The organism is Streptomyces sp. NPDC048436 (genome assembly GCF_043200355.1).
Classification (GTDB): Bacteria; Actinomycetota; Actinomycetes; order Streptomycetales; family Streptomycetaceae; genus Streptomyces.
On sequence record NZ_JBICXP010000001.1, the window covers coordinates 558,052 to 579,716 of the forward strand.

A 21,665-nucleotide genomic window follows, 5' to 3' on the forward strand; every position below is an offset into this window, starting at 1 on the left:
CGGTTCCTCGATGTCGCGCCGCACGCTGCTGCGCTCCATAGCCGTCGGTGGTGCCGCTGTCGCGGCCCCTTCCCTGCTCACCGCCTGTTCCACCGACTCGGGCGGCGGCGGTTCGGTCAGCAACGCCGACAAGAAGGTGACGCCCTGGCCGACGTACACGCCCGCCGACGGCCCGAAGCCCGACCTCGCGCCGAGCACCGCGGGCGTACAGCCCGGCTTCACCAAGTACCCGCAGAAGCTCGTCGCCGCGACGGCCGAGAAGCCGGGCACCGGCAAGCAGAAGATCAAGGTCATGACCATCACCTACGGCACCCCGCCGAAGCCGGTCGGATCGAACAAGTTCTGGCAGGCGATGAACGAGGCCCTCGGTGTCGAGGTCGAGTTCTCGGTGGTGCCTGACGCGGACTTCCGCTCCAAGATGTCGACGCTGATGTCGGGCGACGACCTGCCCGACATGATCAACTTCGGTGGCGGTTACGTCCTGCCGCGCGAGTCGCAGTTCGTACAGGCGCGGTGCGCGGACCTGTCCGAACACCTGTCGGGCGACGCGGTCAACGACTACCCGAACCTCGCCAACATCCCCACGTACGCGTGGGAGGGCATGGGCCGCGTATCCGGCCGCATCTACGGTCTCCCGATCGAGCGCGCCAAGGTGCAGGGCGCGATGTTCATCAACAAGGAGGCCTTCGCCAAGGCGGGCTACAAGCCGGGCATGGCGGCGGCCGACTTCCAGACGATGGCGAGGGAGGCCTCGCAGAACAAGAAGTACGCGCTCGGCGCCTCCTCTGTCGGCTTCTTCGGCTACCTCTACCACGCGATGTGGCACGGCGCGCCGAACCAGTGGCAGATCAAGAACGGCAAGGTCACCGACATGTTCGGGACCGACGAGTTCAAGGCCGCCCTTGAGTACATGTCCAAGATGCGCAAGGCGGGCTCGTACAACTCCGACGCCACCTCGGTCTCCCAGGTCGACCTCAAGACCCAGTTCTACAACGGCACGGTCCGCTCGATGACGGACGGCTGGGGCGCGGTCATCTCCAACGCGCAGGGCATCAAGGACGAGTTCACGCTGGACGCGGCCGTGCCGTACGTGGTCGACGGCGCGACGCCCGTCTACCAGCAGAACCGCGGCTGTTTCGGCTACACCGTCATCAAGAAGGCCTCCAAGGACCGCGTCAAGCTGATGCTGCGGGTCCTGGACTGGCTGGCGTCGCCGTTCGGCTCGAAGGAGTACGAGCTGATGCACTCGGGCGTCGAGGGCACACATTTCACGTACGACAAGAACGGCGACCCGATCCCCACCTCGCTCGGCCTGGTGGAGAACAGGACGAACCTCCCCTTCGCCTACCTCATGGACGCGCCGCAGCCGCTGTACTTCCCCGGCTACCCGGACCTCACCAAGCGGCTGCACACCTGGGAGAAGGCGGTCGTGCCGCACCTCGTCCGCGATGACCACTGGGGTCTGATGTCGGACACGTACAACCGGCAGGGCGCGTCCATGCAGCAGGTCATCGAGGACGGCGTCACGGCGATCGTCTCGGGCCGCAAGAAGCTGTCCGACTGGGACGCCGTCTACAAGAAGTGGCAGGCGCAGGGCGGCGACAAGGCGCGGGCGGAGTTCGCAAAGGAGTACGAGGCGGCGCACTGATCCGGGGACTGATCCGCGCACTCATCCGGGCGCGGACGCGGGATGATGGTGCCGGGGCGGGCGCGGTGGGCGCATGCTCATTCGCGGGCAACCCCGCCCCGGCTACTGCTACTTGAGGAGACACAGTGGGTGAGCGGGTCACCATCCGCGATGTGGCGGCGCGGGCTGGCGTCTCGGTCGCGACCGTCTCGCGGGTTCTCGCGGGCAACTACCCGACGTCGACGGCGTCCCGCGCGAAGGTGCTGCGGGCCGTCAAGGATCTCGACTACGTCGCCAACGCGCATGCGCGCGCGTTGGCGGGCGCGGGCCGCAAGACGATAGCGGTGCTCATGTTCGAGCTGGTGAGCTCCTTCTACGCCCATGTCGCACACGGCGTGGAAATGGAGGCCGCCCAGCAGGGCAGGCTCACCCTGGTCGCGTCGACGGGCAGTGATCCGGCGCGTGAGCTTGCCCTGGTGCAGATGATGCGCGAACAGGCCGCGGAGGCGGTGGTGTTGGTGGGTGGCGTCGTCGAGGACGACGAGTACCGCGAGCGGATGGCGCGGTACGCGGAGGCGCTGGCCGCGGCCGGCTCCCGCCTCGTCCTGTGCGGGCGTCCGGCGCCGGCGCCGGATGTCCCGGCGCTGGTCGTCGAGTACGACAATGAGGCGGGGGCGTACGCGATCACGAGCCACCTCCTGGGCGCGGGCCACCGCAAGATCGCCCTGATCGGCTACCAGCCCGGCCACACCACGGGCGAGGACCGCGTCGCCGGATACCTCCGCGCGCTGTCCGACCACGGGGTGCCGCGCGAGCAGGCGATCCTGCACGGCATCGGCTTCGGCCAGAACCACGGGTACGAGGCGATCATGGACCTCCTCAAGAAGGCGGACGGCAAGCCGGACTTCACGGCGGTCTTCGCGGGCGACGACAGGGTGGCCGCGGCGACGGTGATCGCACTCCGGGAGCACGGCCTGCGGGTCCCGGAGGACATCTCGGTGGTCGGCTACAACGACGACCCGGTAGCGGCGGACATCACCCCCGGGTTGACGACGGTGCACATCCCGGCAGAGGAAATGGGCAGGACGGCGGTCCGGCTCGCGCTGAACGGGAGCGCACGGTCGGGCCAGGAGAGGCATCTCCTGGGGACGCATATCGTGATTCGGGAGAGTGTGAGGGGGGTTCGGGGGCGCGGGGGGGCTTAGGGGGAGGGGCGGGGGTGCGGGGCGTGCGGGGGTGCGGGGCGTCCGGGGGTGTTCGTGGGCGGGGCTTTGGGGTGGCGGGCCGGGGCGTCACCCGCCATCCCCCAGTACCGCCTCCGCGACCTCCGCCGGGCGGTCCCGCATCACCACGTGGCCCGAGTCCTCCGCGACGCGGAACTCCGCGTCGAGCTCTTCGGCCAGCCCCCGCTGGCGAGCGAGCCACTTCCCCGAACCCGAACCCGAAGCCCCCGCGGACGCGGCAAGCACCGTCACGGGAATACCCTCCGGGAGCGGTAACTTCCGCCGGAGCACGGCGAGTTCGGCCGCCGCGTCGCCATACGTCGCGTACTCCACGAGTGAGGCCTGAAGCACCCTGCTCGTCCCGTAGACCTGCCGCACGACATCCACCGGCGCCCCCGGTACCGCCATCCGCCGCACCCATGGCCCCACCGCCCTCGGCACCCCCACCCCGCTCAGCACAGCCCCGCACGCGCGTGCGAAGCCCAGCCGCGCCCCGCGGGGCGTCCGCACCCTCGGCCGCTCCTCGACGCTGGAGTCGACCAGGACCAGGCCCGACGTACGCGCCGGATACAGGCGCGCGAACGCCTCGCAGTGGAAGCCCGCGAGCGAGTGCCCCACCACCGTGGCGGGCCGCCCGGAGAGGCCGAGCGCGTCGAGGAGTGAAGCGATCCGCGCCGCCTCCCCGGCGAGGGACGGCGCCACGCGCGCGTGCCCGCTCAGGCCGAGCCCCGGCCGGTCGAAGTTGACGACCGTCCGCCGTGGGGAGAGGAGTTCCACCACCGCGTCCCAGTCGAACCACGCGAGCCCGAGCCCCGCGCTCAGCACGCACACCGGCCCCCGCCCCGTCACCTCCACGTGGTGCGGCACTCCCCCGATCCGTACGAAGGAACGCACCCTCACCCCCTCACCCGCGCCGCACCACCGCACGCGCCAGCAGCCCCACCCAGACCGCGATCAGCAGCACCTGAAGCCGCTGCCCGATCCCCATGCCCCACGTGCCCTGCCCCGCGTCGAAGGCGGCGATGGCCGCCAAGGTCCAGGTGGTGGCGGCCAGTTCGAGGAGTACGAGGAAGAGGGCGAGGGTGCCCGCGAGGGACGGCAGGACCCCGCATCTCCGCGCCGCGAGCGTCAGCACCACCACCCCCACCAGCGCCCCCGTCACCGCGACGCTGCTGCTCACCACGTGCGCGGCGTGCGTCGCGGGCACGAGCCCCGCCCGCTCCCTTGCCGCGCACCCCGCGTCGGCGGTCGGCGCGCAGCTCATCGGCAGCCGCGAGTCGACGGCGGTGGCCGCCCCGAACAGCGCGAGCCCCGCCCAGCCCGCGTTGGTGGCCCACCGGCGCGGCAGCCACAGCAACGCGCTCACCGCGGCGGTGAGGACCAGCAGCCCTGCGGTCAGGTCGGTCGTGCGGAACAGCGTGCCGAACGGCTGGTCCTGGGCGGCGAGTTCACTGACGTACGAACTCACCGGCGAGAGCCCGGTCCCGAGGAAGGGTTCGATGAGCCACGCGCTGTAGGCGAACGCGCCCAGGGCGAGGAGGGCCGATACTGCGGCGGGCCGGCCGGTACCGGGGCGGGGTCCCGGCAGTACAGTCGGCACGGGTCCGACTTCTGCCACTTCGTCCGTAGTTGTCATGGGCTCATGATCAGTGGAGCACCGGGGGCCCGCATGTCGTCGAATACCCGCCGGGGGTAAGGTTTCGTCCCATGGCGCACAGGAAGAGCTCAGCGAACGGCGGACAGCTCCTGCTGCTCGCCGCGCTGCTCTTCGGCATCGTGACGATGCATACGCTGGGCCATCCGACGGGACACGGGGGCGGGACCGAACGGGCCGCCGGGCAGCATGGGATGAGTACGGCCGACAGCGGGCACGCGCGCGTGCCGGCCGCCATGGACGCAGGCGCCCACGTCCGCCCCGGAGCCGGGCAACCGCTGCCGGGCGCGATCCCGAGCAGCCACGCCCGCACGGCCCCCGCCGCAAACGTGGCATCGGCGTCCGTCCCCGCCGGCATGGCCGGGATGGACCCCCTCTCCGTATGCCTGGCCGTGCTTGCCGGGCTCACCCTTCTCCTGCTGCTGCGAGCCGGGCTCCTGCGACCCGGTGGCTTTGCCGTACCCCCACGTCCGCTCGCCCCGGCCGCCGATGGGCTGCGGCCCGATCCGCCGCCGCCCCGCATACTCCTCTCCCACCTCTCCGTGCTGCGTATCTAGGCCGACGCACCGGCTGCTTCGCGCTGCCCGCACCCCGCCGCACTCCGGCGTTGCGCGACGCATCAGAAGCAGCAGACGCGCCCCTCTGTACGCACCACCACCACGACGAGGTGTACTCAGCCATGCGCACTCAAACCCCGCGCACCCCATCCCGCCGCGCCCTCCTCGGCGCCGCGACCGCCATCGCCGGTTCGGGACTTCTCACCGCGTGCTCCGGTTCCAGCCACAACGGCCACAACGCGCACAGCGGCGGCTCCGAGCCCGATGGCTACGTCGACCCCTCCGGCAAGGAAGTCGCCGCCGCGGAGAAGAAGCGGGCCGGCGGCGGCGCGGTCCGCGAGGTGAAGCTGATGGCCATGACGGCCGAGCTCGACCTCGGCGGCCGTACGGTCAAGACCTGGGCGTACGGCGACCAGCTGCCCGGCAAGGAAGTCCGCGTCACCGCGGGCGACACCCTCGCCCTCACGCTCGCCAACCACCTGCCCCAGGCCACTTCCCTGCACTGGCACGGCCTGGCCCTGCGCAACGACATGGACGGCGTCCCCGGCCTCACCCAGAAGGCCGTCAAGCCGGGCGCCGACTTCACCTACCGCTTCGCCGTCCCGCACCCGGGGACGTACTGGTTCCACCCCCACTCGGGCACCCAGCAGGACCGCGGCCTGTACGCACCGCTGATCGTCGAGGACCCCAAGGAGCCGTTGAAGTACGACAAGGAGTGGGTCGTCGTCCTGGACGACTGGGTCGACGGCGTGGACGGCTCGACCCCGGACGCCGTCCTCGCCCAGCTCAGCAAGGGCATGAGCGGCCACGACATGGGCGGCAAGGGCGACGAGGGCGACGACACGGGCGGCGGCATGGACCACGGCGGCCACGACATGTCGAGCATGTCTCTGCGAACGGACGCGTCCCCGGAGCCCGGCACCAAGCCGTCAGGCCCCTCCCGCATGATGATGGGCGCCAAGAGTGACCTCCTCGGCGGCGACGCCGGCGACGTGGCGTACCCGCATTACCTGATCAACGGCCGTACCCCGGACTCCCCTTCCTCCTTCAAGGCCCGCCCCGGCGACCGCATCCGCCTGCGCATCATCAACGCGGGCGGCGACACGGCCTTCCGGGTGGCGCTCGGCGGCCATGAGATGACGGTGACGCACACGGACGGCTTCCCGGTGGAGCACGCGAAGACGGACGCGCTGCTGCTCGGCATGGGCGAGCGCTACGACGTCCTGGTCACCGCCAAGGACGGGGCGTTCCCGCTGACCGCGGCGGCCGAGGGCAAGAAGGCGGCGGCGCTCGCGGTCCTGCGCACGGGCGGCGGCGCGGCGCCCGCTCCCGCCACGCGCCCCAAGGAGCTCAAGGGCCGCCTCCTGACGGCGGACAAGCTGCGGGCCGCGGAGTCGGCGGCCCTCCCGTCCCGCAAGCCTGACCGCACGATCAGGATCCAGCTGACGGGCGGGATGGCGAAGTACGACTGGGCCTTCGACAAGAAGCCGTACTCCCCCGGCCGCCGCCACCCGGTCCGCGCGGGCGAACGCGTCCGCCTGGTCTTCGCCAACTCGACGGCGATGTGGCACCCGGTCCACCTGCACGGCCACACCTTCGCCCTGGCGAACGTGGCGGGCGGCCCCCGCAAGGACACCGCGGTCGTCCTGCCGAACGGCACGCTGACGGTGGACTTCGACGCGGACAATCCGGGCCTGTGGATGATCCACTGCCACAACGTCTACCACTCGGAGGCGGGAATGATGACGGTCCTGGGCTACCGCCGCTGACCGGCGCCCCCATGGGGCGTCCCCGTGGGGGCGCTCCACGGGGACTCCCCGCCCAGGCATCGCGTCGCTCTGACGATTACACTGGCTCCGTGCCTCAACTACGCCTCGCCCTGAATCAGATCGACTCGACCGTCGGCGATCTCGCCGGGAACATCGAGTCGATCGTCCATTGGACCCGGCACTCCGCCGAGCAGGGAGCGCACCTCGTCGCGTTTCCCGAGATGGCGCTGACCGGCTATCCCGTCGAGGACCTCGCGCTGCGGTCGTCCTTCGTCGATGCCTCGAGGGCGGCGCTGCGCGCGCTCGCCGTGCGGCTGAACGACGAGGGGTACGGGGAGCTGCCGGTCGTCGTCGGCTATCTCGACCGCACCGAGGAGGCCAAGCCCAAGTTCGGCCAGCCCGCGGGCGCCCCGCGGGACGCCGCCGCCGTGCTGCACCGCGGCGAGGCCGTCCTGACCTACTCCAAGCACCACCTGCCGAACTACGGCGTCTTCGACGAGTTCCGCTACTTCGTGCCGGGCGAGACCCTGCCGATCGTGCGGGTGCACGGCGTCGACGTCGCGCTCGCCATCTGCGAGGACCTCTGGCAGGACGGCGGCCGTGTCCCGGCGACGCGCACCGCGGGGGCGGGTCTGCTCCTGTCGATCAACGCGTCGCCGTACGAGCAGATGAAGGACGACGTACGGCTGGACCTGGTGCGCAAGCGCGCGCAGGAGGCCGGCTGCACCACCGCCTATCTCGCCATGATCGGCGGCCAGGACGAGATCGTCTTCGACGGCGACTCGGTGGTCGTGGACCGGGACGGCGAAGTCATCGCGCGGGCACCGCAGTTCGCCGAGGGATGCGTGGTGCTCGACCTGGAGCTGCCCGCCGCCGCCCCCGAGCCGCCGTCGGGCATCGTGGACGACGGACTGCGCATCGAGCACGTCACCCTCTCGGCCGAGCCCCTCGCTCCGTACGAGGGCGAACTCACCGGCGGGTACGCCGAGCGGCTCGACGACGACGAAGAGGTGTACTCGGCACTGGTCGTCGGGCTGCGTGCGTACACCGCGAAGAATGGGTTCAGCAGCGTCCTGATCGGGCTCTCCGGAGGCATCGACTCCGCGCTGACCGCCGCGATCGCCTGCGACGCGCTCGGCGCGCAGAACGTGTACGGCGTCGCCATGCCGTCCCGCTACTCATCCGACCACTCCATCGGTGACGCGGAGGAGCTGGCCCGGCGTACGGGTCTTAACCTCCGTACCGTGCCGATCGCGCCGATGTTCGACGCGTACATGGGGTCCCTGGGGCTCACCGGGCTCGCCGAGGAGAACCTCCAGTCGCGGCTGCGCGGCACGATGCTGATGGCCATCTCCAACCAGGAGGGCCACATCGTCCTCGCGCCCGGCAACAAGTCCGAGCTGGCGGTGGGGTATTCGACGCTCTACGGCGACTCGGTCGGGGCGTACGGGCCGATCAAGGACGTCTACAAGTCCTTGATCTTCCGGCTCGCCGAGTGGCGCAACCGCGCGGCGGCCGACCGCGGGCAGACCCCGCCGATCCCGGAGAACTCCATCACCAAGCCGCCGAGCGCGGAGCTGCGGCCGGACCAGGTGGACACGGACTCGCTGCCCGACTATCCGGTGCTCGACGGGATCCTGGCCCTCTACGTCGACCGGGACCAGGGCGCTGACGCGATCGTCGCCGCCGGGTACGACCGGGAGCTCGTCGTGAAGGTGCTGCGGATGGTGGACACGGCCGAGTACAAGCGGCGGCAGTACCCGCCGGGCACGAAGATCTCCGCGAAGGGGTTCGGCAAGGACCGGCGGCTGCCGATCACCAATCGGTGGCGGGAGTCCGTCTGACGGTAACGGGTGGGTGGGCGGGGAAGATCCGCCGCGAAGCGGCGAGTCGATCGTCCACCCACGTGTCACCCGAGGGACCAGGGGAACTACCGCCGGGACGTCTCCCGAAGAGGCTTCCCCGAAGCCACCAGCCGCTCACTGCCCGCCGCGGGCGACCGCAGGTCCACCAGGTACGCCACCGCGGCCACTCCGAGGCCGAGCACGGCAAGCGCCGCGCCGGTCACCGCCGGAGAGGTGACCCCGAAGCCCGCGGCCAAGGCGAGGCCGCCGGCCCACGCGCCGCCCGCGTTGGCGAGGTTGAACGCGGCCTGGTTGGCGGATGAGGCCAGGGACGGGGCCGCCGACGCCTTCTCCATGACCATCAGCTGCAGCGGCGAACCCGTGGTGAACGCCGCCATGCCGAGCAGCGTCACCGCGATCGCGGCGGTCCAGGCCGTGCCCATGAGGACCGGGAACAGGGCGAGGACCACGACAAGCGCCGTGAGGCCGCCGAAGAGCGTGCCCCGCAGGGAGTGGTCGGCGAGCCGGCCGCCGAGCAGGTTGCCCGCCGTCGCGCCGACACCGAACAGCGCGAGCAGCAACGTAACGCTGGATTCAGCGTAGCCCGCCGCGTCGGTGAGCATCGGCGTCACATAGCTGTACGCGGAGAACAGCGCCCCGAAGCCCGCGACGGTCGTGCCGAGCGCGAGCCACACCGGCACGCTGCCGAGCGCCCGGATCTCTCCACGCAGGCCGCCGCTCTCGCCGTGGCCGTGGTCGGCGGGTACGAGGAAGGCCAGCGCCGCGATCGCCGCGAGGCCGATCGCGCTGACCGCGAGGAACGTGGCGCGCCAGCCGAGCTGCTGACCCATGGCGGTGGCGACCGGTACGCCCACGATGTTGGCGACGGTCAGGCCGAGGAACATCAGCGAGACGGAGCGCGCCTTGCGCTCGGGAGCGACCAGGCCGGTGGCGACGACAGCGCCGACGCCGAAGAACGCGCCGTGCGGAAGGCCGCTGACGAAGCGGGCGGCCATCAGCCAGTGGTAGTCGGGGGCCGCGGCCGACAGGGCGTTGCCGGCGACGAACAGCACCATGAGGCCGATGAGGACGCGCCGCCGCGGCATGCGCGCGGTGACCGCGGCGAGCAGCGGGGCGCCGATGACGACACCCAGGGCGTACGCCGACACCAGGTGTCCGGCGGTGGGGATGGATATGTCCAGGTCGTCGGCGACGTTGGGCAGCAGGCCCATCATCACGAACTCGGTCGTACCGATGCCGAAGGCGCCCACGGCTAGGGCGAGCAGGGCCAGGGGCATGAAGAACCTTCCGGAGGAGCGCGTGAGGGAGTGGTGTTCCATAAGTTTACTTCCGGAACAAAGTCTCTCAGGCCCAGTATTCCGCGAGGTTAAGAGGAGATGTGCGCCACATGGCGGCGCGTCCCGCTCCCCCGGCCGGCCCGAGGCTAGAGCTCGACCCGCGCCGCGATCGGCAGATGATCGCTGCCCGTCTCCGGCAGCGTCCACGACGACAGCGGCTCGACGCCCTTCACCATGATCTGGTCGATCCGCGCCATCGGGAACGAAGCGGGCCAGCTGAAGCCGAAGCCGTCGCCCGCCGCGCCCTGCGTGGAGCGCAGCTGCGAGGTGACCCCGTTCAGGGCCCGGTCGTTCATCGTGCCGTTCAGGTCACCGAGCAGCACGACCTTGGAGATCGGCTCGTGGCCGATCGCCTCGCCCAGCGCGTCGGCGCTCGCGTCACGCTGGTTGGCGGTGAAGCCCGCGTCCAGCTTGACCCGCACCGACGGCAGATGGGCGACGTACACGGCGACCTCGCCCTTGGGGCTGGCGACCGTCGTGCGCATCGCCCGGGTCCAGCCCAGCTTGATGTCGACGGGCTCGGTGCCGGTCAGCGGGTACTTGCTCCACAGGCCGACCGTGCCCTGCACCGAGTGGTACTTGTACGTGCCGGCCAGGGCCTTCTCGTACGTCGGGACGGCGCCCGCCGTGAGCTCCTCGAGGGCCACGACGTCGGCGCCGGACGCGGCCACGTCACGGGCGGTGCCCGACGGGTCGGCGTTCTCCGCGTTCACGTTGTGCGTGGCGACCGTCAGATCGCCGCCCGCGCCGGACTTGTCGGTGATCAGGCCGCCGAAGGAGCTGACCCAGATGACCGAGGGCAGCAGCACCGCGATCAGCGCGGTGGCGGACCTGCGGACGAAGCCCATGACGAGCAGCACCGGGATCAGGATGCCGAGCCAGGGCAGGAACGTCTCGATGAGGCTGCCCAGGTTGCCGACGCCGTTCGGGATCTGCGCGTGGAAGAGCATCACCAGGCTGAGCAGCACCGCGACACCGGCGATGACGAGTCCACGCCGCCAGATTCCCCGGTCGCCCCGCCATCCGTCGGCCAGGCGCCGGAACCGGGACCCTTGGCGGCCGGGTTCCGAGCCGCCGCTGCCCGTCTCCGTCACATACGCCTGCGCCATACGCTCGTCGCCTCACTGGTGCCGTGCAACCGTCCTCGCCCCTGAAACACTAGGGGATGAACGGGTGTCTCCCCGCCGTCCATGACGGCCGTACGGGACGAGGACGAGCGGGGCAGTGCGGCGGGTTCCGCATCTCGCCCCACAACGGGGCCGCTGTGACGAAACGCGCACATTCACCCCGTGGGCCGCAGCCCGGCGAGCACGGTGTCCACGATCCGCTCGGCGAGGTCCTCGTCGAGCGGGGCGTCGGAGCGCAGAACGGCGCGTACGAGCATGGGGCCGGCGAACAGGTCGTTGGCAAGGACGACGTCGACGTCCCGGCCGAGTTCGCCGTTCTCGACGCCCCGGCGCAGCACGCCGAGCATGACGCTGCGCTGCGGTTCGATGACGGTCGCGTGGTACGCCTCCCACAGCTTGGGCAGGCTTTTCATCTGCGCGAACACGTTGTGCAGGAGCGCGGAGGACCGCATGTTCACGCCGCGTCTGCGCAGATGGTCGAGGAGGGTGATGAGGTCGCCGCGCATGGAGTCCCCTGCCAGCTCGGGAGGAGGGTCGTCCATGGTGCGCAGGAGGTCGACGAAGAGCTCCTCCTTGCCGCTCCAGCGGCGGTAGATGGTGGCCTTGCCGACACCCGCCGTGCGGGCGATCCGCTCGATGGAGAGGTCGGCGAGGGGCACACCGTCCTCCAGCATCTTCAGTACGCCCTCGATGATCGACCGCTCCACGGCCTCACTGCGGGGGCGCCCCCGGACGCCTCTGGCGATGTGGCCCACATCAACTCCGTTTCCCGTCATGCGGCTTCCGGCTCCTCGGGGGCGCGGCCCGGCAGGAACAGGGCGACGACCACGACGCCGATCAGGGCGACGCCGGCGCCGCAGAGGGCCGTGATGTGCATGGCGTGCAGGAAGGAGTCGTGGGCCGCGGTGATGAGGGGTTCGCCGCGCGGCCCGAGCTTGGCCGCGACGCCGAGGGTGGCCTCGATGGACTCGCCCGCGGTGTGCCGTACGTCGGCGGGCAGCAGGGTCAGCTTGTCCTCGACGCCGCTGCGGTAGGCGGCGGAGAGCACGGAGCCGAGCACCGCGATGCCCAGGGCGCCGCCGACCTGGCGGAAGGTGTTGCTCAGGGCGGAGGCGGAGCCCGCCTTCTCGCGGGGCAGCGCCTGCATGATGACGACACTGGCGGGGGTCATGATGTGCGCCATTCCGGTGCCCATCAGGAAGAAGATGACCTCCAGGATCCAGATCGGCGTATCGGCCTGAAGGATCGTGAACGCGGCGAGCATCGCGGCCACGAGCAGCAGCCCGCCCGTGCACACGGCGCGGACGCCGAAGCGGTCGACGACCAGGCGGGCGCGCGGCGCGAAGATGAGCTGCGCCGCGGCGAGCGGCAGCATCAGCAGGCCGGTCTGCAGGGGCGAGTAGCCGCGCACGCTCTGCGTGTAGAAGACCGCGAAGAACGTCACGCCCATCAGCGCGAAGAAGACGAGCGCGAGGGAGGCGATGGCCGCCGAGAAGGCGCGGTTCTCGAAGTACGAGATGTCGATGGACGGATGGTCGCTGCGCTTCTCGTACACCACGAAGCCGACGAGCACGGCGAGACCCGCGAGGATGGTCGCGAGGACGGCGGGGTCGGTGAAGTCGGCCAGCTGGCCGCCCTTGATGATGCCGTAGACGAGCAGGACGAGGCCGACGATGGACAGGGCCACGCCCGGCAGGTCGATCCGGCCCGGCTTGGGGTCGCGCGACTCGGGCACGAGCCAGATCATCAGGCCGATCGCGATGATCACGATCGGCACGTTCACCAGGAAGACCGAGCCCCACCAGAAGTGGTCGAGCAGTACGCCGCCGGTGATGGGCCCGATGGCAATGGCCAGGCCGACGCCGCCGGCCCAGATGCCGATGGCCTTGGGCTGCTCGTCGCGCTCGAAGACGTTCATCAGGACGGCGAGGGTGGCGGGCATCACGAAGGCGGCGCCCAGGCCCATCACCGCGCGGAACAGGATGAGCTGGACGGGCGAGCCGGACTCGGCGGCGAGTGCGGAGCCGATACCGAAGACGGCGAGGCCCGCGAGCAGGACCTTCTTGCGGCCGAGTCGGTCGCCGAGGAGGCCTGCCGTGAAGAGCAGTCCGGCGAAGACCAGGGTGTAGGCGTTGATGGCCCACTCCAGGTCACTCTGGGTGGCGCCGAGGCCCGTGGGCTCCGGGGTCGAGATCGTCTTGATGGCGACGTTCAGGATCGAGTTGTCGAGCACCACGATCAGCAGGCTCAGCATCAGGACGCCGAGGATCGCCCAGCGGCGCCGGTGAACGGCTTCCGGAATACGTGGGGCGGAGACGGTGGGAGTTGTCATGGGCTTCACCCTAGGACCATTCCGATACGAGACCGTCTCGTATTGTAAAGACTTTACCCAAGGGGCCGGAAGGGTCCACTAGCCGCGGGGCGGCACGCGATGCCACCATGGAGGTGATCCGGGGACGCCGTCAGGGCGCCTCGAGATAAGAGAAGGAGCCGTTGCGATGACGCAACTTCCGGCTGCCCAGAACCAGCCCGCGAGCGAGTCCGCCTCGACCGACAGCAGCAAGGCGCTGTACGGAGGCAAGAGCTCCCGCCGCATCACCGTGCGGGACATCGCCGCCGCCAAGGAGCGGGGCGAGAAGTGGCCCATGCTCACCGCGTACGACGCGATGACCGCGTCCGTCTTCGACGAGGCCGGCATCCCCGTGATGCTGGTCGGCGACTCCGCGGGCAACTGCCATCTCGGGTACGAGACGACCGTGCCCGTCACCCTCGACGAGATGGCCATGCTGTCCGCGGCCGTCGTACGGGGCACCTCGCGTGCCCTGATCGTCGGCGACCTGCCCTTCGGTTCGTACCAGGAGGGCCCGGTCCAGGCCCTCCGTTCGGCGACGCGCCTGGTCAAGGAGGCCGGGGTCGGCGCGGTGAAGCTGGAGGGCGGCGAGCGCTCGCTCCCCCAGACCGAGCTGCTCGTCGCCTCCGGCATCCCGGTCATGTCCCACCTCGGCCTCACCCCGCAGTCCGTGAACACCATGGGCTACCGCGTCCAGGGCCGCGGCGACGAGGCGGCGCACCGCCTTTTGAGCGACGCGAAGGCCGCGCAGGACGCGGGGGCGTTCGCGGTGGTCCTCGAACTGGTCCCCGCGGAACTGGCCGCCGAGGTCACCCGCTCCCTGCACATCCCGACGGTCGGCATCGGCGCGGGCGCCGGGTGCGACGCGCAGGTCCTTGTCTGGACGGACATGCTGGGCCTCACCGGCGGCAAGATGCCGCGCTTCGTGAAGCAGTACGCGGATCTGCGCTCGGTGATGAACGGCGCGGCGAAGGCGTTCGCGGAGGACGTGGTCGGCGGAACGTTTCCTTCCGAGGAGCACGCGGTCCACTAGTACGGCAACTGGTACCGCCCGGCACCCTGTGCCGGGCACATGAGCCATAGCGGCACCACGGCAGCCCGTCGATTCCCCCGTCGACGGGCTGCCTTTTCTCGCCGGGGGCGGTTTCGCGGTCTCCCTCTGCGCCGCTTCGCGGCGATCGTTTCCCGCCCACCCACCCGATTACCCGGCGTCCTGCCCTCGACGAGCACCCCCTGTAGGCGGGATGTCGGTGGTTTGTCGGTGGCGGCTGCCATTCTTCCGGCATGAAGCGAATCGACAACATCCCCGGCGGCGCAGGAAGCGCCGTCACCGTGAGGGGACTGGTCAAGCACTACGGCGAGACCAAAGCACTGGACGGCGTGGACCTCGACGTACGTGAGGGCACGGTCCTCGGCGTGCTGGGTCCCAACGGCGCCGGCAAGACCACCCTCGTCCGCTGCCTCTCCACCCTCGTCACCCCGGACTCGGGCTCCGCCTTCGTCGCCGGGTACGACGTCGTCAAGCAGCCCCGCCAGCTCCGCCGCGTCATAGGCCTCACCGGCCAGTACGCCTCGGTCGACGAGAAGCTCTCCGGGCGCGAGAACCTCTACATGATCGGGCGGCTCCTCGACCTCTCCCGCAAGGACGCCAGGGCGAGGGCCGACGCCCTCCTGGAGCGGTTCTCCCTCACGGAGGCCGCCACCCGCCAGGCGAAGACGTACTCGGGCGGCATGCGCCGCCGCCTCGACCTCGCCGCGTCGATGATCGGCAGCCCCTCCGTCCTCTACCTGGACGAGCCGACCACCGGCCTCGACCCCCGCACCCGCAACGAGGTGTGGGCGGAGGTCAAGCGCATGGTCGCCGACGGCGTCACCGTGCTGCTCACCACCCAGTACATGGAGGAGGCCGAGCAGCTGGCGTCCGAGCTGACGGTCATCGACCGCGGCAAGGTCATCGCCAACGGCGGCATCGACGAGCTGAAGGCGAAGGTCGGCGGCCGCACCCTGCGCGTACGCCCGGCCGACCCGCTGGAGCTGCACCCGCTGGCCACCACCCTGGACGACCTGGGCCTCACCGGCCTCGCCACGTCCACCGTGGACGCCGAGACCGGCACCGTCCTGGTCCCGATCCTCAGCGACGAGCAGCTCACCGCGGTCGTCGGCGCGGTCACCGCGCGCGGCATCACCATCGGCTCGATCGCCACCGAACTGCCCAGCCTTGACGAGGTGTTCCTCTCCATCACGGGCGAGAAGGCGAGCGCCCCGCAGGACATCCGCCCCACCGAACTCGAGGAGGCCGCCGTATGAGCGCCACCACTCTCACGGCCCCCCTCGCCAAGGGCGGCCAGGACGACGGCCGCATCGGCCTGCGCGGCCACGTACGCCACACCGGCGCCCTCGTCCGCCGCAACCTGCAGTGGATCCGCGCGGATCCGGAGTCGATGTTCGACGCGGTCCTGATGCCGATCGTCTTCACGCTCCTGTTCGTGTACGTCTTCGGCGGCTCCATCGGGCAGGCGCTCGGCGGCGGCCAGGACGCCTACGTGCAGTACGTGGTGCCCGGCATGATGGCGATGATGAGCATGAACATCGCCATGGCCGTCGGCACCGGCTTCAACCAGGACTTCCAGAACGGCATCATGGACCGCTTCCGGACCCTGCCCATCGGCCAGGGCTCGGTCCTCTTCGCCAAGATCGTGGTGGAGCTGATGCGGCTCCTCGTCGCCACGACGATCATGATGATCGTCGGCGTCCTGGTGGGCTTCGACATCACCAACTGGGGTGGTCTGCTGGCCGCCGTGGGCCTCAGCGCGCTCTTCGGCACGTCCATCATGTGGATCTTCCTGGTCCTGGGCGTGACGATGAAGAGCGCCCAGTCCGTGCAGGCGATGGGCTTCCTGGTCCTGATGCCGCTGCAGTTCGGCTCGTCGATCTTCGCGCCGACGCAGTCGATGCCGGGCTGGCTGCAGGGCTTCACCGACTACAACCCGCTGTCCGCGCTCGCCGACTCGGCGCGCGGCCTGATGGTGGGCGGCCCGGTCGCGCACGACGTGTGGGTGACGGTCGGCTGGTCGGCGGTGCTCACGCTGGCGATGGCGCCCATCGCGATCCACAAGTTCCGTACGAAGGCCTGAGACCCGAGCACGGGCTCGCTAGCCGATGTACGTGTCACAGAGGGCGGCGGCCTCATCCAAGGTGAGGTTGCCGCCTTCCTCGTACGCGGCTTCGTACGCGGCATCACCCAGTGCCCCGCGCGCGAGCTCCACGGCTGCCGCGTGGTTCTCGCGCTCCATGGCGGCGGCGAAGTGACCGGACGGCAGCTCCCGTTGGGCGACGCTGATCAGCCGGGCGGCGTCATGGGCGTACCGGCCGCCGTCGAGACCGGCCAGGGCGCGGGCGGCGGAGATGAGCTGGATGGTCGGCATATGGGGGGCGATCATCTTGGCCAGTGGGTCGCGGGACTTGTCGAGCGCGGCGAGCGCCAGGACGAGACCCTCGGCGTGCCGGCCGTCCAGAATGTCGAGCCATGCCTCGCAGCCGAGCATGAATCCCTCGAAGACGACGAACTCGACGGCCTTGAACTCCTCCCGCAACAGGGCGAGTTGCTCGCGCGCCTCTGCGGTGCGGCCGGTGCGGCCCAGCAGGTCGACGAGGAAGAAGCGGGCGGTGGGCATCGACTCGTTGGTGTTGCCGCCCTTGCCGTCGCGGTCCATGACCGACCAGAGCATCTCCTCGCCCCGGGCCAGTTCGCCCGCCTCGGCGAGGACCGCGCCGAGCCGGGCCGTGAGCACCGACACCTGCGCGGGAGCGCCGAGCCGCTTCGCGTGCTCGATGGCGGCGGCGAAGTCCTCGGCGGCCAGCTCGTACCGGCCGCGCCGCTCATGGGCCTCACCGCGCGAGGAGAGCGCCTCGGCCATGCCCCACACGTCGCCGAGCCGGGTGAAGATCCGCAGGGACTCATCCGCGTCACGGCGGGCGTCGCCGGCCCAGGCGGTGCGGTTGGCGAGGATGTTGGCCCGCTGCTGCAAGGACGCGGCGAGCTCCCACTCGTACCCCCGCTCGCGACAGGTGGCGATGGTCGCGTCGATGATGTCGCGCAGGTAGGCGATGTCCCCGGCGAGAAGCACCGCGAAGAACCACAGACTCCCGGGCGACCAGCAGGTCTGCGGAAGCCCCGGCCGGTAGGCCTCCCTGATGCCCGCGAGTTTCTCCGCGGCCGCGGACGTCTGCCAGGCCTCCATGTTCATGTCCATGCAGGAGAGCTGGATGAGATGGACGCCGCGCCGCGCCTCTTGGAGCACCTCGGGGCGCATGGGCAACGGGGCGGCGGTGCAGCGTTCGTAGAGCGGTTCCACCGGGGCGACGGGGCGGGTGAAGGGGTCGGGGCCGAGGGCGACGACATCGCGGGACCAGTTGCGGATCTCGATGCGCAGATCGCGGATCGTCCAGAACCAGGACAGCGACAGGACGAGGCAGAGCGCCTCCTGCTCGTCCCCGGCGGCGACGGCGTGCCGCAGGGCGGTGCGCAGATTCTCGTACTCGACTTCGAGCTGTTCGACGGCGTCCCGCTGCTCGCCGCCCCGCAGCCGCGGCTCGGTGAGCCGGGCGTACTCCCGGAAGTAGACGAGGTGCGCGCGCTCGGCGGCGCCGCGGTCACCGGCTTCGTCGAGGCGCTCCCCCGCGTACTCGCCGACGGTCTCAAGGAGCCGGTAGCGCATCACGCCTTGGGGCGAAGGGGCGGCGACGACAAGGGACTTGTCGACGAGCGAGCCGAGTACGTCGGCGACGTCGGCCTCCCCGGGTTCGCCGTCCTGGCGGGCGGCCGTCACCGCCTCCGCCGCGGCCAGGTCGCAGCCGCCCGCGAAGACGGAGAGGCGGCGCAGGACGGTGCGTTCAGGGGTGTCGAGGAGGTCCCAGGACCAGTCGACGACCGCGCGCAGGGTCTGCTGGCGGGGCAGGACCGTGCGGGCGCCGTTCGTCAGGAGGCGGAAGCGGTCGTCCAGGCGGTCGGCGATCTGGCGGGGGGTGAGCATGCGCAGGCGGGCCGCGGCGAGTTCGATGGCCAGAGGCAGGCCGTCCAGGCGCCGGCAGATCTCGGCCGCCGCCGCCCGGTCGTCCTCGACGCGGAAGCCCGGTCTCGCCGCCGCCCCGCGGTCCGCGAGCAGCCGCAGCGCGATGGGCTCCGGGAGGGGTTCCACCGGGCGCAGCAACTCCCCTGGTACACCGAGGGGTTCGCGGCTTGTGGCGAGGACCGTGAGGCCGGGGCAGTGCGCGAGCAGCTGGTCGGCGAGGCGGGCCACGGCTTCGATGACGTGCTCGCAGTTGTCGAGGATCAGCAGCATGCGGCGCGGCGAGCAGTGCTCGGTGAGGCGTACGACGGGGTCGTCGCCGTGCCACTCCGACACCGCCCGCAGCTCTTCGGCGCCCGCGCCGCGCAGCACCGTCTCGCGGGCGCCGAGCGCGGTGAGCACCGCTTCGGGGACCGCGTCCGGGTCCTCGACCGGGGCGAGTTCGGCCAGCCATACGCCATCGGGCACGCCGCCCGCGTGGGCTTCCGCTGCCTCTTGCGAGAGCCGCGTCTTGCCCGCGCCGCCGGGCCCGAGCAGGGTGACGAGGCGGGCCCGCGCCAGGTCCCCCCGGATGGCCTCGATGTCGCCCTCGCGGCCGACGAAGGAGGTGAGCCTGGCCCGGAGGTTGCCCTGCGGGCGGGCCGGGGCGGGGGCCGGGGCCGGTGCCGCGGCCTGCGGGGTCGCGTGGTGCAGCAACTCCTCGTGCAGGGCGCGGAGTTCGGGGCCGGGATCGGTGCCTATGCGGTCCGCGAGGAGGCGGCGCACTTCGTCGTACGCGGCGAGCGCCTGCGCCGGGCGGCCCGCCTCGCGCAGCGCCCGCAGCCGCAGGGCCTGGAGCGGTTCGTCGAGGGGGTGGCTTTCGCACAGGGCGGCGAGCTCGGGCAGTATCTGCTCGGCCCTGCCGAGGGCGAGCGCCGCGGTCAGTCTGGCGCGGCGGGCGTCGAGGCGGCGGGACTCCCAGCGGGCGGCCTCCGCCGTGCGGTCGGGGAGGTCGGCGAGGGGGCGGCCCTGCCAGAGGGCGAGCGCGCCGTCCAGGCTCGCCATCGCCTTCGCCGGGTCGCCGTCCGCGAGGGCTCTTGCGCCTTCACTCGCGAGGCGGTCGAAGCGGTACAGGTCGATGTCGTCCCGCTCGGCGGTCAGCCGGTAGCCGCCGTCGGCCGATGCGATCGCGTCGGCACCCACGGCCCGGCGCAGGCGGCCCACGAGTGCCTGCAGCGCGCCGGTCGCGTCGGCGGGCGGGTCGCCGCCCCACACCTCGTCGACGAGGACGTCCGCGGGCACGGGGCGCGGGGCGCGCAGGGCGAGGACGGTCAGGAGCGCGCGCAGCCTTGAGCCGCCGACGGCGATGGGGGTGCCGTCGGCGTGGAATGCCTGGGTGGTGCCGAGAATGCGGTAGCGCACGGGTCCATTGTCTCCGGTGGTGGGGGTTGGCTCCGCCGGTTGAGCGGGGTGCGGAGGGATCCGCCGGGTGTTGCGCCGTCAGTCACCGGCTCCGCCGAGTTCGTCCTCAAGCGCCGGACGGGCCGGAAGTCTGCCGGACAGGCCGGTATCAGACACCTCAAGAACCACCAGACACCTCAAGAACCACCAGCACCCCCACCTCCCGCCGAAAGTATCCCTCCTCCCGGCTCCCCTCCACCGGATCCGTGAACCACTTCGGGCACTCCTCCACCGGGCGGAGCCACCGCTCCCCCGGCACCGGCTCGAACGTGCCCCCGGAGTCGGGCGTCAGCGCGAAGCCCTGCGTCACCATCTGGATCGACCGCACCCGCCCCATCGTGTCCGGCCCCTCCATCCCGTGCCGCTCCACGGAGTACAGCGGCGGCTCGCCCTCCAGTTGCCAGGCCACCTCGTCACCGACGGTGAACGGTGTCCCGCAGCACTCCATCTGCCAGTCGTCGTACATCACGTTCCACAGCGCCATGCCCCCACCTTCCCCGGAACTCCCCACCGGGTGCGAGACGTTTTCGACGTACGCCGGGGTACGTTCCCTGCGACAACCGGCCCGCCACCTTCAGGAGCCCCGCCCCATGACCACCGCTCCCACCCGAAGCAGCGACCGGCGGATCAGTCCCGTCTTCCTGGGGATCGCCGCCGTCACCGCGGTCTCCGGCTGGGCCGCATGGACCGGATTCGCGGACAATCCGGGGATCGCCGTCTTCCTCTTCGTGACGGCGGCCTGGATCGTCTCGCTCTGTCTGCACGAGTACGCGCACGCCCGCACCGCCCTGCACAGCGGCGACATCTCGATCGGCGCGAAGGGCTATCTGACCCTCAACCCGCTCAAGTACACGCACGCGCTGCTCAGCATCGTCCTGCCGGTGCTGTTCGTGATCATGGGCGGCATCGGTCTGCCCGGTGGCGCCGTCTTCATCGAGCGAGGGCGCATCAGGGGCAAGTGGAAGCACAGTCTGATCTCGGCCGCGGGGCCGCTGACGAACGTGCTCTTCGCGGTCGTCTGCACCGCGCCCTTCTGGCTCGACGCGCTCTCCGGGGTGCCGGACACCTTCCGGTACGCGCTGGCCTTCCTGGCGCTGCTCCAGGTGACGGCCGCGATCCTGAACTCGCTGCCCATTCCGGGCCTTGACGGCTACGGCGTCATCGAGCCCTGGCTCTCGCACAAGATCCGCCGCCAGGTGGAGCCGTTCGCGCCGTTCGGTCTGCTGGCCGTCTTCGGCATCCTGTGGATCCCCGAGGTCAACCACGCCTTCTTCGACGCGATCGACGCCGTCCTGCGCGGACTGGGCGTAAACGATCTGCAGACGTACTGCGGCCAGGACTTCTATCGCTTCTGGGACGGCGACCCGAGCCAGTACTGCACGCTCAACCCGTAGCCGCGCGCGCGTCCCGCTCGGCCTTCGCGCGCCGCAGGTAGTACCACGCCATGTTCGACGAGAGACCGGCGAGCAGCACCCACACGACGCCGAGCCAGTAGCCCTGGACGAAGGAGACCACGGCCGCGACGACGGCGAGGGCGCAGACCGTGAGGGCGTAGAGAGCGAGGCGGGGCATGGGGGTCGGCTCCTGTCGGGGTTCGAGGATCGAGGGTCGTTCGAGGCGGCGTACCGATCCAGTGTCCCCCATGCC

The 21,665-nt window shown here is 71.1% G+C and carries 18 protein-coding genes; 9 read left to right on the forward strand and 9 right to left on the reverse strand.

Features of this window, described 5'->3' with window-relative positions:
* Positions 1-10 precede the first annotated feature (10 nt).
* Positions 11-1,648: a sugar ABC transporter substrate-binding protein gene (locus ACGFX9_RS02590; RefSeq protein WP_393463523.1), complete on the forward strand. Its 1,638-nt coding sequence runs from the start codon at positions 11-13 to the stop codon at positions 1,646-1,648.
* A 125-nt stretch (positions 1,649-1,773) separates the two neighbouring features.
* Complete coding sequence (locus ACGFX9_RS02595) at positions 1,774-2,832, forward strand: LacI family DNA-binding transcriptional regulator (RefSeq protein WP_393463525.1); 1,059 nt, start codon at positions 1,774-1,776, stop codon at positions 2,830-2,832.
* An 87-nt stretch (positions 2,833-2,919) separates the two neighbouring features.
* Here ACGFX9_RS02595 and ACGFX9_RS02600 read toward each other — a convergent pair whose 3' ends face one another.
* Positions 2,920-3,744 carry an alpha/beta fold hydrolase gene (locus ACGFX9_RS02600; RefSeq protein WP_393463527.1) on the reverse strand — a complete coding sequence of 275 codons (825 nt, stop codon included), beginning with the start codon at positions 3,742-3,744 and terminating at the stop codon, positions 2,920-2,922.
* A gap of 10 nt (positions 3,745-3,754) precedes the next feature.
* Positions 3,755-4,450, reverse strand: a complete 696-nt coding sequence (locus ACGFX9_RS02605) for a DUF998 domain-containing protein (RefSeq protein ID WP_393463529.1) — start codon at positions 4,448-4,450, stop codon at positions 3,755-3,757.
* Between the two features lie 107 nt (positions 4,451-4,557).
* Here ACGFX9_RS02605 and ACGFX9_RS02610 point away from each other — a divergent pair, with 107 nt between their 5' ends.
* The 3 genes from ACGFX9_RS02610 to ACGFX9_RS02620 all read left to right on the forward strand — a co-directional run bounded on the left by ACGFX9_RS02610 (position 4,558) and on the right by ACGFX9_RS02620 (position 8,674).
* Positions 4,558-5,061 (forward strand): hypothetical protein, encoded by a 504-nt coding sequence (locus ACGFX9_RS02610; protein WP_393463531.1) that lies wholly within the window; start codon positions 4,558-4,560, stop codon positions 5,059-5,061.
* A gap of 122 nt (positions 5,062-5,183) precedes the next feature.
* The gene (locus ACGFX9_RS02615) at positions 5,184-6,830 is read left to right on the forward strand and encodes a multicopper oxidase family protein (RefSeq protein ID WP_393463533.1); all 1,647 of its coding nucleotides are present in this window, start codon (positions 5,184-5,186) and stop codon (positions 6,828-6,830) included.
* 89 nt (positions 6,831-6,919) lie between these two features.
* Positions 6,920-8,674, forward strand: a complete 1,755-nt coding sequence (locus ACGFX9_RS02620; RefSeq protein WP_393463535.1) for an NAD+ synthase — start codon at positions 6,920-6,922, stop codon at positions 8,672-8,674.
* 86 nt (positions 8,675-8,760) lie between these two features.
* Here the strand turns inward: ACGFX9_RS02620 and ACGFX9_RS02625 are convergent, their stop codons facing one another.
* The 4 genes from ACGFX9_RS02625 to ACGFX9_RS02640 all read right to left on the reverse strand — a co-directional run bounded on the left by ACGFX9_RS02625 (position 8,761) and on the right by ACGFX9_RS02640 (position 13,491).
* A complete protein-coding gene (locus tag ACGFX9_RS02625; RefSeq protein ID WP_393463537.1) occupies positions 8,761-9,972 on the reverse strand; it encodes an MFS transporter in 1,212 nt (403 codons plus the stop codon).
* Positions 9,973-10,118: 146 nt separating this feature from the next.
* Entirely contained in the window at positions 10,119-11,141 is a 1,023-nt protein-coding gene (locus ACGFX9_RS02630; protein ID WP_393463538.1) for an endonuclease/exonuclease/phosphatase family protein, read from the reverse strand.
* A 173-nt stretch (positions 11,142-11,314) separates the two neighbouring features.
* Positions 11,315-11,935 carry a TetR/AcrR family transcriptional regulator gene (locus tag ACGFX9_RS02635; protein ID WP_393463540.1) on the reverse strand — a complete coding sequence of 207 codons (621 nt, stop codon included), beginning with the start codon at positions 11,933-11,935 and terminating at the stop codon, positions 11,315-11,317.
* Positions 11,932-13,491 carry an MFS transporter gene (locus ACGFX9_RS02640; RefSeq protein ID WP_393463542.1) on the reverse strand — a complete coding sequence of 520 codons (1,560 nt, stop codon included), beginning with the start codon at positions 13,489-13,491 and terminating at the stop codon, positions 11,932-11,934. The genes ACGFX9_RS02635 and ACGFX9_RS02640 overlap by 4 nt, the downstream gene beginning before the upstream one ends.
* A 166-nt stretch (positions 13,492-13,657) precedes the next feature.
* Here ACGFX9_RS02640 and panB point away from each other — a divergent pair, with 166 nt between their 5' ends.
* The 3 genes from panB to ACGFX9_RS02655 all read left to right on the forward strand — a co-directional run bounded on the left by panB (position 13,658) and on the right by ACGFX9_RS02655 (position 16,643).
* Complete coding sequence (panB, locus tag ACGFX9_RS02645) at positions 13,658-14,542, forward strand: 3-methyl-2-oxobutanoate hydroxymethyltransferase (RefSeq protein WP_393463544.1); 885 nt, start codon at positions 13,658-13,660, stop codon at positions 14,540-14,542.
* Positions 14,543-14,793: 251 nt separating this feature from the next.
* Complete coding sequence (locus ACGFX9_RS02650; protein WP_393463546.1) at positions 14,794-15,816, forward strand: ATP-binding cassette domain-containing protein; 1,023 nt, start codon at positions 14,794-14,796, stop codon at positions 15,814-15,816.
* Positions 15,813-16,643 (forward strand): ABC transporter permease, encoded by an 831-nt coding sequence (locus tag ACGFX9_RS02655; protein WP_393463548.1) that lies wholly within the window; start codon positions 15,813-15,815, stop codon positions 16,641-16,643. Before ACGFX9_RS02650 ends, ACGFX9_RS02655 begins: the two co-directional genes overlap by 4 nt.
* 18 nt (positions 16,644-16,661) lie before the next feature.
* Here ACGFX9_RS02655 and ACGFX9_RS02660 read toward each other — a convergent pair whose 3' ends face one another.
* Positions 16,662-19,979 carry a BTAD domain-containing putative transcriptional regulator gene (locus ACGFX9_RS02660; protein WP_393463549.1) on the reverse strand — a complete coding sequence of 1,106 codons (3,318 nt, stop codon included), beginning with the start codon at positions 19,977-19,979 and terminating at the stop codon, positions 16,662-16,664.
* A gap of 157 nt (positions 19,980-20,136) precedes the next feature.
* Entirely contained in the window at positions 20,137-20,502 is a 366-nt protein-coding gene (locus ACGFX9_RS02665; RefSeq protein ID WP_393463551.1) for a DUF6578 domain-containing protein, read from the reverse strand.
* 106 nt (positions 20,503-20,608) lie between these two features.
* Between ACGFX9_RS02665 and ACGFX9_RS02670 the strand changes: the two genes are divergently transcribed.
* A complete protein-coding gene (locus ACGFX9_RS02670; RefSeq protein WP_393463553.1) occupies positions 20,609-21,412 on the forward strand; it encodes a site-2 protease family protein in 804 nt (267 codons plus the stop codon).
* Here the strand turns inward: ACGFX9_RS02670 and ACGFX9_RS02675 are convergent.
* Positions 21,402-21,662, reverse strand: coding sequence for a hypothetical protein (locus tag ACGFX9_RS02675; protein ID WP_393463555.1), 261 nt, complete (start codon positions 21,660-21,662; stop codon positions 21,402-21,404). The two genes, ACGFX9_RS02670 and ACGFX9_RS02675, sit on opposite strands and share 11 nt — an antisense overlap.
* Between the last annotated feature and the right edge of the window lie 3 nt (positions 21,663-21,665).

Coding starts and splice junctions, on each gene's coding strand:
- ACGFX9_RS02590 (WP_393463523.1), top strand. CDS start 11: ATGTCGCGCCGCACGCTGCTGCGCTCCATAGCCGTCGGTGGTGCCGCT.
- ACGFX9_RS02610 (WP_393463531.1), top strand. CDS start 4,558: ATGGCGCACAGGAAGAGCTCAGCGAACGGCGGACAGCTCCTGCTGCTC.
- ACGFX9_RS02615 (WP_393463533.1), top strand. CDS start 5,184: ATGCGCACTCAAACCCCGCGCACCCCATCCCGCCGCGCCCTCCTCGGC.
- ACGFX9_RS02625 (WP_393463537.1), bottom strand. CDS start 9,972: ATGCCCCTGGCCCTGCTCGCCCTAGCCGTGGGCGCCTTCGGCATCGGT.
- ACGFX9_RS02630 (WP_393463538.1), bottom strand. CDS start 11,141: ATGGCGCAGGCGTATGTGACGGAGACGGGCAGCGGCGGCTCGGAACCC.
- ACGFX9_RS02635 (WP_393463540.1), bottom strand. CDS start 11,935: ATGACGGGAAACGGAGTTGATGTGGGCCACATCGCCAGAGGCGTCCGG.
- ACGFX9_RS02640 (WP_393463542.1), bottom strand. CDS start 13,491: ATGACAACTCCCACCGTCTCCGCCCCACGTATTCCGGAAGCCGTTCAC.
- panB (WP_393463544.1), top strand. CDS start 13,658: ATGACGCAACTTCCGGCTGCCCAGAACCAGCCCGCGAGCGAGTCCGCC.
- ACGFX9_RS02650 (WP_393463546.1), top strand. CDS start 14,794: ATGAAGCGAATCGACAACATCCCCGGCGGCGCAGGAAGCGCCGTCACC.
- ACGFX9_RS02655 (WP_393463548.1), top strand. CDS start 15,813: ATGAGCGCCACCACTCTCACGGCCCCCCTCGCCAAGGGCGGCCAGGAC.
- ACGFX9_RS02665 (WP_393463551.1), bottom strand. CDS start 20,502: ATGGCGCTGTGGAACGTGATGTACGACGACTGGCAGATGGAGTGCTGC.
- ACGFX9_RS02670 (WP_393463553.1), top strand. CDS start 20,609: ATGACCACCGCTCCCACCCGAAGCAGCGACCGGCGGATCAGTCCCGTC.
- ACGFX9_RS02675 (WP_393463555.1), bottom strand. CDS start 21,662: ATGGGGGACACTGGATCGGTACGCCGCCTCGAACGACCCTCGATCCTC.